Origin of the sequence: Shewanella mangrovi (assembly GCF_000753795.1) — a bacterium.
Classification (GTDB): Bacteria; Pseudomonadota; Gammaproteobacteria; order Enterobacterales; family Shewanellaceae; genus Shewanella; species Shewanella mangrovi.
The window spans coordinates 327,203-340,121 of record NZ_JPEO01000001.1; the positions used below are offsets into that span (position 1 = coordinate 327,203).

The window sequence follows — 12,919 nt, forward strand, 5'->3', positions numbered from 1 at the left end:
CCTTAGGCTCCTTTCTTCGCTTTCAAACGTTCCAGTACGTCATTGGCACTGTTTTTTTGCTCACCGATACCGGCTTCAGCCAATTTGGCTTTGAGCGACTTATCACTGTTTTCATCTTCCAGTGTTTCAGCCGCTTTTAAGCGGTCGTCAAACTGCTGTTGGCGCGCTTTAATACGTTCCAGTGAATCTTTTGCATTCAGCAGCTTAGAGTTGCTTGACGCAAATGAGTCAGTGATGGAAGCGGTTGCTTTCTGCACGCTTTCGGTGGTTTTTACCATCGACAGTTGGCGTTGATAATCAGCCAATTGACGTTCGGTTTTCTTCACCAAATCTTTCAGGCGTACAGCATGGTCACTAAAGCTTTGGTTCGCTGCTGTTTGTTCTTCCAGTTGCTGTTCCAGCTCCGCAATTTTTTGCGCCACTTCTAAGGCAAGAGATTCGTTGCCTTTTTCCAGCGCCTGCGTGGCATAGCCTTCATGTTCGGCAATAGAACGCTTCAGGCGCTCAACTTCGCGTGCGGCTTGCATCTCTTTCGCCATAACGTCAGTTAGGTCGCGTTTGGCTTTGGTCAGATGCTTTTCTGCATCGCGAATTTCTTGTTCAAAAATACGGGTGGCATTGGCGTCGACAATTCCTTGGCCGATTTCAGTGGCGCCACCGCGAAAAGCGGTCAGAATTTTATTTAAAATACCCATGATGTGGCTCCTTATTTCAAAAAGTCGACCATTTCGTCGATCACTTCCAGACAGTTATCTGAAAGTACTGACAATTCTTGTTCGATCTCCAGCAGACTGGAATCGAGAGACAAGGCGCCGAATAGCACGTACTTGTCGTCAATCTTGGCAAATGAAGAGAGTGGCATCGGAATGTTCAGTCCTAACATGGTTTCAAACATTTCGGTGCGGCTGTCTGGATTGACTTCCTCTTCACCCCACAGATAGCTGATGCACAGCACTTGGTTTTCCGTCACAGAGACAAAAATCGGGATCTCTTCACGGCCAACCACGTTCACTTGTAATACTTCCACGTCCCCATCAATGGGGTAACAGTCGAACCGAAAGCCGGTAGAGCTGCTGTCGCCAATTCCGTTCAGATGGTTGGCAATAGTGTGAATATTCATTTCGTTCCTCGCTGACATATTATGTCTGTGGATTAAGATAACATCGAGACATATTATGTCAAGCGTTATCTCGCATATTTAAAATGTGGCTATTCCCTGATTATCTTTCCAGGCCTGCTGGTGGTAATGGTACAGCTGCAGTGAGCCTAGGGTATTCACGTTTACTTGGTCTAACTTGCTATAAAAGTGGTTTGGAAACTCAAACGCTGCGTGGACTAATCCGGCAGTTAGCCATTCATCGGTAATGGGTAACTGTGTCAGCGGCGCGAGACGTTGCTGGGCGTTTTGTCCGCGAAGGGTGCCAATGGTCCAGCCCCACTCGCCAAAGCTTGGCACATTATGGTGATACTGTTTGACGTTAAAACCAGCAGCACTCAGCGTTTTACCGACCGACAAGAATGCTTTAGTGGCGTGATACGGCGAGGTCGATTGTATGGTCATGGCGCCATCGCCACTCAGCAATTGCCCCAGCTTGCGATAAAACACATCAGAATAGAGTTTATTCAGATCTGGATGCGAAGGGTCGGGCAGATCCACGATAATCGCGTCATATTTTTTGCCTTGCGCTAACAGTTTATCAACCCCATTAAAGGCGTCGGCAATCATGACATTCACCCGCGGGTCATGAAAGGCATCACCATTTAGCTTCAACAACGCCTGCCGTAAACGTTTTGGCATATCTGTTGGTGGTTCGGAGAATAGCTTAATCATCTCCGCGTCTAAGTCGACTAAGGTTATATGTTGAGGCTGCCATTTAAATATTTGTTTCAAAGCTAAGCCGTCGCCGCCGCCAATCACCAGAATGTTGTCGTGGCGTGCGCTGGCGGCGAGCGTTGGATGTACCAGATAGGCGTGATAGATATGTTCATCAATGGAAGAAAACTGCAGACGACCATTGAGATAGAGCGAATAGACTGGCGCTAGATGGTTGCCCATCAGTCTTTCGGTAAAGTTGATCTGCTGAAAACGGGTCGCTTTGGCGTAAATCACCTTATCTTGGTAAAGCAGATTATTAAAACTCTGCTCCCAGAAAGGGCCTTTAATCGCCAGCAGCATTAATACGCCTGCCACTAAGGTGTGCGCTGCCAACAGCCATTTAGCGGCTTTTATGCGGCGACGAAAGCGCAGAATAAAGATAAAACCTGCCAACAGATTAAAAGCCGCGGTAATCGACGCCGCTAACTGCGTATCCAGCATCAGCATAAAGCCTACCCAGATTGCGGCACCGACACCCGCGCCAATATAGTCAGCTCCGTAAATAGTGCCTGCGTTATGCAGCAGATGCTCTTGTGACAGCGCTTGGCGAACCCGGGCGATCAGCGGAATTTCCATACCGATCATTAGGCCCAGCAATACGCCCCACACATATGGCAGGTAAACTGCCAACTCCTGGAATGTGCCGATAAAGCCGCCGTTTGGCAGTTGATCTGGTGGTAACCCCAAGGTTTCAGCAATGATTTTAGGCAGTTCATGGCCGAAGCCGATAATCGCGGCGGTCGCCAGAATAGCGAGTGAGCCGATAAAGGCGACTGTTAATTCGAGTAACGCAAAGCCAGTGAAGGCTGATTTGATATGGCGTGCGGCGAAGGCGCCGAAGCCCATCGACACGATCATCAAACCGATCATGGTGTAGATGGCAGCTTCTAACGCACCCAGCACGCGTCCAGCGTAGTGTGATAACAGATATTCGTAAATAAGGCCGCAAGCCGCAAGCACCCCCATGATGCCCAGTAACAGGACATCATCAAACCAATGGGGACCACGCTGCGACTGCGCCTGCATGGTAGTGGTGGACATCAGCTTAGGCCATCAATCCAGTCATGATGATCGCTACGGCAATACTGATTGCCATTTCAACTGACGCTAAGCCAATATTTTGCTGGCGTTCAATTTCATCGGAAAGATCGATGCGCGCCAGCACCAATTTTTTCACCAGCCACAGTAGAATGCTAAGGACCAGCAACATCGCTAGCGAAAATATAAACCAGCCGAACAGGTTGGTGATGTAAGCGGTAGGCTCGTACACCATAAAATGGCTCGCGGCATTAAAGGTGAAGCCCATTGCGATCATGCTACCAGCATGGCGAATGGCTAAGGCGGTGTTACCTTCTTCTAATGCTTGCTGCAGATCCTGGCCTTTATTACGGCGGCGATAGGTGATTTCCAGCACCCGTGTCAGCACCACTAACATCAACTGCGACACCACAAAAGCGCTGACGATAGCGATAAAGGTATTGAGCGTAAGGTCTTCTGCCCACAGTAATACCGCACGGATCACCAGTGCTGTGGCCATTGCTGCTGCCGCATCCACAATCGCTACCGGAATATTGCCTTTTAAAATCGCTGCGGTTTTATCAACATGATTAAGGGCGACTTTATCGTGAATAAAACGGCCAAATTTAATTAAAATTAAACCGCAGATGCCATAGCTCGCCATGCCGATGGCTTCCTGTAGATAGGTATGAGCTGCCGCACCGGTAATTGCGCCTGTCAACACAATCCCCAAGGCGGCCACCGCGCCAGCTGTGCTGATACCAAAAGCAAAGTTATCGCGTACCGCAAGTTCATCGCTGCTGTTTACTTTCGCGCTCCAACCTTGCATATAGCGCATCAACGCCAGTAGCAATACGGCGATACCGAGGTCAATAGCCAGCATAACCAGCAATTCTTGTGTAATACCGAAGTCCTGAAAAAGCGTCATTGTTATTCCTTAATTCTTTGTCAGTTATTTACCGCGGCTAATACCACGAGAGGTGCGGGAACTTGAATTTCTGAAACTGCTGTCCTTAGCGTAATTGGAGCGGAAAGTATTACTGCTCCGGGCAGAAGACGCGGTTTTAGGTGAGCTACTGCTTTGACGCGAGAGGGCGCTTGAGCCGGTTCTCGATTTCGCATAAGGGCTGTCAAACCGCTTTCCCTGCGAATCAAAGCGTTTCTTGGTACGTTGGTACACACTGTCCTGTGCTTTACGTTGGTCGGGGGATGAATAGCGATAGCGGCCGACATCATTGTAATAACTGTAATCACGATGGCGCGACCAGTTATCGTAATAGATAGGGCGGTTAAACAGGTTATTGAACATAGAATACATGCCATACCATGCCCAGAACGATGTGCCACTGCTGTCGGTACGCCATTGTCCATAAGCGGGATTGCCCACCAATTGGCTGCCGGCACCATAGCTTTCTGAATCGTTGGCAAGCTTGGATGCCTCTTGGCTAATGGCATTAACGCGCGCCAATTTGCCGTTTGACATGTCCGCCACGACGTTGAGCGGATCTGACAACATGTCGTTGTATTGGCTTGGATCAGCAGCTTCAAAAATGTTTTGCAGCTCTAATAATTGTGCTGATTTATCGGGAAAGTTGGCGCTGTTGCTGGCATCGCTTAAACGTTGCTTGAGTGACGTAAACATTGGGCCATTATTGGTGGCATCTAACTCCAGTTGCTCCAGCAATGGGGTAAGCTCGCTTCGCTCGCTTTTCAATATCTGCACATACTGTTTGAGTAGCATTGCATTGCGGATTTCGCCGTTATCCAGCATTTGGCTTAAGCGGCTCAGTCGTTGATTGTCGAGTTGCTGCCATTGCGCAATTCGTTCGGCGGTGTCGTCACCACATCCTGTGAGTGACAATAACATCAGCACTCCGACAATCCGGATAAAAATCCTCGCCATGTAATCTCCATTTTTCATAAACATCAGCCTAAAACACTCTGTTCGCATACTGCCATAGGACTGAGCGTTGAGTTGGTGTACTCTGTTCGACTGATATAGGCATTTAGCTGTTATCTTACCAGCACCAAACTAATAAAAACTGGTGCATGATACAAACCAAGAGTGAGCTAATCTATAGCATAAATTGACATAATATGTCGAACGAATTTTAGCGGGGGCGATTCGGTAATGACGTTAGAGCGGGGCGAATATCAGTCTGAGCTACTCCATCAGGCGGCAGATAAGCATTTAGCAGATCTCAAGCAAGTTTGGCCTGAGTGGCAAACGCTGTCGTCGCAGCAGTTAGAAAATTTACATAAAGTGCTGGGCTTGAGCGACTTTGTCGCTGAGCAGTTACAACGTCATCCTGAATGGATAATTGAGTTTTTTAATAGCGACTTCAACAAACCTGAACGTCAACATTTCGCCCAACAGATTGCTGATTTAATGCAGCATGTCAGCAGTGAAGATCAGGCCAAGGCGGTACTCCGACAATTTCGTAACCAACAGATGGTGCGCCTCGCTTGGCGCGATTTTATCGGGCTGGCACCGTTAGAAAACTCCCTACTTGATCTGTCGGTATTAGCTGAATCTCTGATTATTGCAGCGCGTGACTGGTTGTATCACGATATGTGTCAGTCGCTCGGCACGCCAACCGACAAACAAGGTAACCCGCAGCCGATGATGATTATCGGCATGGGTAAATTGGGTGGCCGTGAACTTAATTTTTCCTCCGATATCGACCTGATTTTTACCTTTCCTGAACATGGTGAAACCGTTGGCGGCCGCCGCACGTTAGATAATCAGCAGTTCTTTATCCGCATGGGGCAGCGCTTAGTGAATCTGCTCGGCCAAGTCACCACCGATGGTTTTGTATTCCGGGTTGATATGCGTTTGCGGCCATATGGCGAGAGTGGTCCGTTGGTGGTTAGCTACAGCGCGTTAGAAGATTACTATCAGGAACAAGGGCGAGAGTGGGAACGTTATGCCATGGTTAAGGCGCGCGCCTTGGGGCCATGGAATAGCCATTCTGACCAATTGCACGACTTGTTACGTCCCTTTATCTACCGTCGCTATATCGATTTCTCAGCCATTGATTCCTTGCGCCGTATGAAACAGTTGATTGCGCAGGAAGTTCGCCGCCGCCAGTTGACCGATAACATCAAGCTAGGTGCCGGTGGTATTCGCGAAGTGGAATTCGTGGTGCAAAGCTTTCAGTTAATCCGTGGCGGTCGCGAACCCGAACTGCGTCGCCAGAGTATTTATGAAGCGATTGATGCTTTATATCAGCTGCATCAACTGGATTATTTTGCTGCCGATGAGTTGCGGCAGAGTTATAGCTTATTGCGTCGCGTCGAAAACTTACTGCAAGCCATTGATGATAAGCAGACGCAAACCTTACCGACGGATGGCCTAGATTGGCATCGGCTCTGTTACGCCACGAATACCGCGAACGAAGCCGAGTTGCGGACTGAAATTGAAGCGGCCATGAGCAAAATTCACCGTCATTTCCGCGATGCCGTCGGCGGTGAGGAAAACTGCGACGCTACCTACGATTGCTGGACAGTGCAATTATGGTGTACGCCACAGCTGAGCGACGCCAAGCTGATGCTGAAAGATCACGGTATCGAAGATGACGCGTTGGCCGAGAGCTTGTTTCACTGGAAAGACAGTATCGCACGTCGCTCGATTGGCCCGCGTGGTCGTGAAACCCTCGATAAGCTGATGCCTAAGCTGCTGGAAGAGATTGGGCTGAGTACTGCACCTGCCGATGCGTTTAATCCGGTGAGTGGCGTGTTAGATCAAATCCTGACGCGCACCACCTACTTAGAACTGCTTTATGAAAATCCTGGGGCTCGTCAGCAGTTGATTAGCCTTTGTAGCGCCAGTCCATGGATTGCTGCTGAGTTAGCGCGCTTTCCGATGCTGCTCGATGAACTGATAGATCCGGCACAGCTGTACAACACTACTTCGCTCGATGATTACGCCAGCGAATTACGTCAATATCTGCTGCGTATTCCCGCAGATGATATGGAGCAGCTGATGGAAGGGATGCGCCAGTTTAAGCTGTCGCAGCAACTGAAAATTGCCGCGGCTGACGTGACCGGTGTACTGCCCGTGATGCAGGTGAGTGACCATCTCACTTTTTTAGCCGAAGCTCTGATTGAGCAAGTGGTGCATTATGCGTGGTTACAGTTGACGGCGCGCCATGGCACACCTGAAGGCATAGATGTTGGGGATATGTCGTTTGCCGTTGTGGGTTATGGCAAGCTCGGTGGTATTGAGCTTGGCTATGGTTCCGATCTGGATCTGGTGTTTTTGCATAATGCGCCCACTGGCATGACCAATGGCGACAAGCCGATCGAAGTGGGGCTGTTTTATGCCAAGTTAGCGCAGCGGATTCAGCATCTGTTTTCTACGCGCACTGTCTCCGGCATTCTCTACGAAGTAGATCTGCGTTTGCGCCCGAGCGGAGCTTCGGGATTATTGGTCAGTTCTATCGACAGTTTTGCTGAATATCAAGAACAAGAAGCGTGGACATGGGAGCACCAAGCATTAGTGCGTGCGCGCTTTATTCATGGTGATTCAGCGCTTGCTGAACGTTTTGCTGATATTCGTACTGCAGTGTTGAGTAAAGCTCGGGAACCTAAGGCGCTGGCTGATGACGTGCATCAAATGCGTCTCAAAATGCGCGAGCATCTGCTGAAAGTGCCGCCAGACATGTTTGACCTCAAGCAGAGCCTCGGTGGCATCGCTGATATCGAATTTATCGCGCAGTTTTTGGTACTGGCTTATGCGCAGCAATATCATGAACTTTGTGTATGGTCTGACAATGTGCGGATTTTTGAAGTGGCAGCGGATTTAGAGTTAATTCCGGTCATGTGCGCACAAACCTTGACGCAGATTTATTGTCATCTGCGCGACGAAAGTCACCATCTGACACTGGCTGGCAAAGCGGCGCATCTGCCATTAGTTGAGGTGCAACAACAAGCGGCGCAGGTGGTCGAAATCTATGGCGATATTCTCGGATTAGAAAAGTAGCAAAGTGAATAATACTCAGCATCATTTGCAAGGATTTGGCAAAAACTACTGTTAAGATAGCAATAGATTAGTTGAAAGGATTTTACCCATGAGTCGCTCGCCCTATCAGCGCTACAGCTGGCAATCAGAGATTTTTGAGTGTGCAAGTCACGATATTGACCGTTTTATGGCGTTACTGGACGAAGAGTGTCAGCGACTTAATCTGAAGCAGCGAGTATTGGGTAAAGTGGAAGGTCAGCCACTGCTGTTATTGCAATCGCCTAACGCCTCGGCCGGACTTCCTTCGATTTTAATCAGCTCTGGATTTCATGGTGAAGAGGCTGCCGGACCTTGGGGCTTGTTGCACTTTTTATCTGGGGTGTCACCTGAGATATTTGAACGCGTTAACCTATCACTATTGCCGCTGAACAATCCGACCGGATTTATTAAAGGACATCGATTCAACATCTTTGGCGAAAATCCTAACCGTGGTTATCTGGCTGGTGTTGATGATGCCAAGCCGACCATTGAAGGCAAAATTTTATTGGAGCATGGTCAACTGCTGCAGGCGGCCAGTAAAGATGGCATTTTGACCTGCCATGAAGATGTGTTGCAAACCCATACTTATCTTTATTCATTCGAACCTCGTCAGCAGCCGGGGGCATTTAGCCAGCAGTTGTTGGGCGCATTAGCCGAATCGTTTGATGTGGCGATGGATGCCGATATTGATGGGTGTCCGGTGAATAATGGCTTCATCTTCAACCATTTTGACAGCTCGTTTGAAGCTTGGTTGGTACGCAGTGGCGCCAAAGTCGGTGCTTGTAGTGAAACGCCAGCAACGCAAAACTTTGATCGCCGTATTCTGGCCAATAGTGCCGTCATGCAGCGCTTTGTGGATTTTACGTTGGCACAGTAACAGATGCGTGCGATGACAAATAAAAAAGCCTGCAATAGCAGGCTTTTTTATTTGAAGGTGTGATTAGTTAATGCGGGTTGGAATACCACTGCGATCATCAAGTACGCGTTTCAGCGTATAGGAGTTAGTATCCTGCGCGGCGATAAAACGCACCACTTTAGGCGTTAACTGTAACACTGTAGGTTCATTAGAATTGAACTCTTCCTGTGTTTTAGACAGTGGGTGATGCACTTCTAAATAACGTATGCCATTAGGCTCAAGTGTGGCTTTTACCGGTTGATTAACAAACTGTACTCGGGTACCCACGGGCACAGATTTAAACAGATATTCAATATCGTCATTGCGCAGACGTACACAGCCGTGACTGACTCGCAGACCTATACCAAAGCTGGCATTGGTGCCGTGAATGGCATACAGATTGCCGAGATACATGGCAAATAACCCCATCGGATTATCAGGCCCGGCTGGCCACACTTTAGGTAACGGCTCGCCACGGGCAGCATACTCTTTATGCATTTTGGCGGTGGGTGTCCAAGTTGGATTCGCCTTTTTGCGGCGAATTTTGGTGACCCAATTTTCCGGGGTGTCTGTGCCCAATTGGCCGATACCAATCGGCAGCACTTCAACGACGTTACGATCTTTTGGATAGTAATACAGACGCATTTCCGCGACGTTGATAACAATACCTTCGTGCGGTGTATCGGGCAGAATTAATTGGTGCGGTACGATCAAGGTACTCTTAGGCGCAGGCAAAAAAGGATCTGCACTCGGGTTAGCTTCCAGCATATTGGTCAGCCCGAGTTGAAACTCTGCGGCAATGCCTTCTAATGTCAGCTTTTTCTGCGGAACAACATAGAATTCATTACTGCCGATCAGGCGACTACCTTCTGCGGGCAACGGATATTCTTTGGCAATCAGTGTGGCGGAGAATGTGGCGAGTCCCAACATCAGGGAGCGGAAAATCAACTTCTTCATACGACCTTTCAGGGTTGTGATTAATGCCTGCCATTGAACTCAGGATAATCCCAAGTGGCTGAGTATTGGCTGAACCTTGAGCAAGAGGTTCTATTCTAGAGAAATCACCCGCGAAACCCAACTGCAATTATCTCTTTTTGTGGCGTTTTTATGGATTTGCCGAATTCGAGATTCAGCAGCTTACTGATGTTGGCGCTTTTACTCAGTAAATAGCCGTTTTTAGGAGATCATTCGACTAAATTCAATAAGCGTGTTAAAAATAAAAGGTACAAGGCAAACTTATGTATAAATTTCGTTGGAAGATTGTGCTAGTGCAATAAAAATAATATTTAAAATCATTCTATTAAAAATAATATGTGCTAACTTGCCACAATGAGGTTTATCAGAAGTGCTGTAGTGTATAAATCACTACTTTATGATAACTGGTGTCGGCTGAAAGGAGTGGCTTGTGGACGCATATACGATTAACAGCTTTTTTCTTGTTGGTGCTTTACTGGCTGCAATCAGTGTCCTGCTCAGTCCTGTCTCTTCTCGTCTCGGTATTCCGATTTTGGTGGTGTTTCTCGCCGTTGGTATGTTGGCGGGAGAGGATGGTCCGGGCGGCATTGTGTTCAATGACTATTCCACCGCTTATCTGGTGAGTAATCTGGCGTTAGCAATTATTTTGCTGGATGGTGGCATGCGCACGCGCGTGGCGAGTTTTCGAGTCGCCTTGTGGCCGGCGCTGTCGCTGGCTACCGTCGGCGTGGTGATCACCACAGGTTTAACAGGCTTGCTTGCCAGTTATCTGTTCGGCTTAAACTGGCTGCAAGGATTACTGGTAGGTGCCATTGTGGGCTCCACCGACGCAGCCGCAGTATTCAGTCTGCTTAAAGGGCGTGCCATTAATGAAAGGGTCGGCTCAACACTGGAAATTGAGTCGGGCAGCAACGACCCGATGGCGGTGTTTCTCACCGTCACCCTAATCAGCATTTTGGCATCAGCATCCCACGAAGTATCCGCCAGCCATTTACTGCTGAGTTTTGTGAAGCAATTTGGCTTTGGTGCGTTACTCGGATTTATTGGTGGGTGGTTGATTTGGCGTTTGGTCAATCGTACTCAGTTGCCGGACGGTTTGTATTCAATTTTGGTGTTGAGTGGTGGCCTGATTGTCTATGCCATCTCTAATGCATTGGGTGGCAGCGGTATTCTGTCGATTTATCTCACCGGTCTGTTTTTAGGAAACCGAGCGACCCGCAGCAAACACTCCATTTTAAGTGTGCTTGATGGCATGACGTGGGTGAGTCAGATTGGCATGTTCCTCGTGCTCGGGTTGCTGATCACCCCAAGCGATCTAGAAACCGTGGCATTGCCTGGGTTGGTACTTGCATTTGGCATGATTTTTATCGCACGGCCTGCCGCTGTGTGGGTCAGTTTGGCGCCGTTTCGCCGTTTTCAGGCGCGGCAAATTCACTTTATTTCTTGGGTTGGGTTACGTGGCGCCGTACCAATTATTCTGGCGGTGTTTCCAATGATGGCGGGATTGCCACAGGCACAACTGTACTTCAATTTGGCCTTCTTTGTGGTGTTGGTGTCATTGTTGTTTCAAGGCAGCACACTGACCTATGCAGCGCGACTTGCCAAAGTTGAGTTGCCGCCAAAACCTGAACCCGTTTCTCGCTCGGGGGTAGAGATATATCCCACCAGTGAATGGGAGATATTTGTTTACAAGCTGAGTGAAAGTAAATGGTGTATTGGTGAGCCGTTGCGACAACTCACTATGCCCAACGATACTCGTATTGCGGCCGTTTTTCGTGACGATGAACTCATGCACCCATCCGGGAGTACCAAGCTAAAGGCGGGGGATACCCTGTGCGTGCTGGCAAAAGAGAGCGACTTAGATGCGCTGAGTCGAATGTTTAGTGAAGCTCCGGAGAAGACTGACTCGCCCCGTTTCTTTGGTGACTTCTTTATGTCGATGGATGTGCTGTTGGCCGACATGGCTGTCGTTTACGGTTTCATGTTGGATGAAGACCACCAGTTAATGAGTGTTGGTGAGCTGGTAAAAGAGCAACTTGGTAGCTCACCAGTCGTTGGCGATCAATTCATGTGGCAAGGCATTGGCTGGATCGTCGCAGAAGTGTTGCAGGGCGATGTTGTCCGGGTTGGTATTCGCTTACCAACCCAAGACAATGGTTAGCTATTTGTAGAGTGAAGCTGAGCCCTTCACCGGACGGGTTTTGAAGCGGCGGTGTAACCACATGTACTGTGACATATTGCGTGAGATTAGGCGCTCAATAATGCCGTTACCACGTATTGCATCTTGCTCTTCATTCTCGCCCGGATAGTTATCCAATGGTGCTTCAATCTCGATGGTATAGCCGTTGTCATCGGCATTTCGTTCGACGAAGAACGGCAGTACCTTAGCTTTACCCAATTTTGCTAGGGTTGTACCGCCAGTAATCGTCGCCGCATCGGGTACGGCAAAAAAGGGAATAAAGATAGCACTGGAGCGGCCAAAGTCCTGATCCGCGGTGTACCAAATCACATTAGGTGCACGCAGGCTGCGTACCATCTGGCGCAGATCGCGCTTAGGGATAAGTGCTTTGTTAGAGCGCAGACGTCCCTTCACTTGCAAGTATTCCATCACTGGATGATTGTGTGGCCGGTAGACGCCAACGCCGGGATTAAACTGGCCAAAAATGCGCGCGCCCATCTCTAGCGGTAAACAGTGCACCGCAAAAAGAATCACGCCTTGACCAGCATCCAATGTTTGCTGCACATACTCTTGGCCTTTAATGGTCATATGCGCTTGAATACGCTCGTTTGACCACCACCAAGCGTTGATAGTGTCGAAAATCGCTTTGCCAGTTTCAGCAAAGTTGCGCTTGAGTAACTGCTCGCGATCGGCCGTCGCCATATCGGGAAAACACAAGGCTAAGTTACGTCTGGCAGTATGGACTCGCCCTTTGGCAAATAGCATGGCTAAACGTCCGATGCCTGCGCCTAACTTCATCTGCCACCGCAGAGGCAACAGCGTGAGCAAACGCGCAAACCCCACCCCACACCAGAGCAACCAGTGCTTTGGATGCAGCAATTGTTTTGAAAATTCAGCTCTTTCGACCACGTTTCACTTTACCCACAACAAAAATTAGCGCTTATTCTAACGCAAATTTTGCTGAAAATTGGGTAC

At 48.8% G+C, this 12,919-nt stretch carries 10 protein-coding genes; 3 read left to right on the forward strand and 7 right to left on the reverse strand.

Going from position 1 to position 12,919, the window contains the following annotated elements; translation table 11 throughout:
• Window positions 1-2: 2 nt before the first annotated feature.
• The 5 genes from HR45_RS01315 to HR45_RS01335 all read right to left on the reverse strand — a co-directional run bounded on the left by HR45_RS01315 (window position 3) and on the right by HR45_RS01335 (window position 4,796).
• Window positions 3-695, reverse strand: coding sequence for a PspA/IM30 family protein (locus tag HR45_RS01315; RefSeq protein ID WP_037438924.1), 693 nt, complete (start codon window positions 693-695; stop codon window positions 3-5).
• A gap of 11 nt (window positions 696-706) precedes the next feature.
• The gene (locus HR45_RS01320; RefSeq protein WP_037438925.1) at window positions 707-1,120 is read right to left on the reverse strand and encodes a YjfI family protein; all 414 of its coding nucleotides are present in this window, start codon (window positions 1,118-1,120) and stop codon (window positions 707-709) included.
• A 78-nt stretch (window positions 1,121-1,198) separates the two neighbouring features.
• Window positions 1,199-2,917, reverse strand: a complete 1,719-nt coding sequence (locus HR45_RS01325; RefSeq protein WP_037438926.1) for a polyamine aminopropyltransferase — start codon at window positions 2,915-2,917, stop codon at window positions 1,199-1,201.
• A 4-nt stretch (window positions 2,918-2,921) separates the two neighbouring features.
• The gene (locus tag HR45_RS01330) at window positions 2,922-3,821 is read right to left on the reverse strand and encodes a DUF350 domain-containing protein (protein WP_037438928.1); all 900 of its coding nucleotides are present in this window, start codon (window positions 3,819-3,821) and stop codon (window positions 2,922-2,924) included.
• A gap of 24 nt (window positions 3,822-3,845) precedes the next feature.
• Window positions 3,846-4,796, reverse strand: a complete 951-nt coding sequence (locus HR45_RS01335; RefSeq protein ID WP_037438930.1) for a hypothetical protein — start codon at window positions 4,794-4,796, stop codon at window positions 3,846-3,848.
• 228 nt (window positions 4,797-5,024) lie between these two features.
• Between HR45_RS01335 and glnE the strand changes: the two genes are divergently transcribed.
• Together glnE and HR45_RS01345 are read left to right on the forward strand one after the other, a co-directional pair.
• Window positions 5,025-7,877, forward strand: a complete 2,853-nt coding sequence (gene glnE, locus HR45_RS01340) for a bifunctional [glutamate--ammonia ligase]-adenylyl-L-tyrosine phosphorylase/[glutamate--ammonia-ligase] adenylyltransferase (protein WP_037438932.1) — start codon at window positions 5,025-5,027, stop codon at window positions 7,875-7,877.
• An 88-nt stretch (window positions 7,878-7,965) separates the two neighbouring features.
• A complete protein-coding gene (locus HR45_RS01345; protein ID WP_037438934.1) occupies window positions 7,966-8,772 on the forward strand; it encodes an N-acetyl-ornithine deacetylase in 807 nt (268 codons plus the stop codon).
• 63 nt (window positions 8,773-8,835) lie between these two features.
• Here the strand turns inward: HR45_RS01345 and HR45_RS01350 are convergent, their stop codons facing one another.
• Window positions 8,836-9,720, reverse strand: a complete 885-nt coding sequence (locus tag HR45_RS01350) for a L,D-transpeptidase family protein (RefSeq protein ID WP_430742013.1) — start codon at window positions 9,718-9,720, stop codon at window positions 8,836-8,838.
• A gap of 475 nt (window positions 9,721-10,195) precedes the next feature.
• Here HR45_RS01350 and HR45_RS01355 point away from each other — a divergent pair, with 475 nt between their 5' ends.
• On the forward strand, window positions 10,196-11,926 hold the full coding sequence (locus HR45_RS01355; protein ID WP_037438938.1) for a potassium/proton antiporter: 1,731 nt from the start codon (window positions 10,196-10,198) through the stop codon (window positions 11,924-11,926).
• Here HR45_RS01355 and lpxL read toward each other — a convergent pair whose 3' ends face one another.
• Complete coding sequence (gene lpxL / locus HR45_RS01360; protein WP_037438939.1) at window positions 11,927-12,853, reverse strand: LpxL/LpxP family Kdo(2)-lipid IV(A) lauroyl/palmitoleoyl acyltransferase; 927 nt, start codon at window positions 12,851-12,853, stop codon at window positions 11,927-11,929.
• Window positions 12,854-12,919: the final 66 nt, after the last annotated feature.

Coding starts and splice junctions, on each gene's coding strand:
- HR45_RS01325 (WP_037438926.1), bottom strand. CDS start 2,917: ATGTCCACCACTACCATGCAGGCGCAGTCGCAGCGTGGTCCCCATTGG.
- HR45_RS01335 (WP_037438930.1), bottom strand. CDS start 4,796: ATGGCGAGGATTTTTATCCGGATTGTCGGAGTGCTGATGTTATTGTCA.
- HR45_RS01345 (WP_037438934.1), top strand. CDS start 7,966: ATGAGTCGCTCGCCCTATCAGCGCTACAGCTGGCAATCAGAGATTTTT.
- HR45_RS01350 (WP_430742013.1), bottom strand. CDS start 9,720: ATGTTGGGACTCGCCACATTCTCCGCCACACTGATTGCCAAAGAATAT.
- HR45_RS01330 (WP_037438928.1), bottom strand. CDS start 3,821: ATGACGCTTTTTCAGGACTTCGGTATTACACAAGAATTGCTGGTTATG.
- glnE (WP_037438932.1), top strand. CDS start 5,025: ATGACGTTAGAGCGGGGCGAATATCAGTCTGAGCTACTCCATCAGGCG.
- HR45_RS01320 (WP_037438925.1), bottom strand. CDS start 1,120: ATGAATATTCACACTATTGCCAACCATCTGAACGGAATTGGCGACAGC.
- HR45_RS01315 (WP_037438924.1), bottom strand. CDS start 695: ATGGGTATTTTAAATAAAATTCTGACCGCTTTTCGCGGTGGCGCCACT.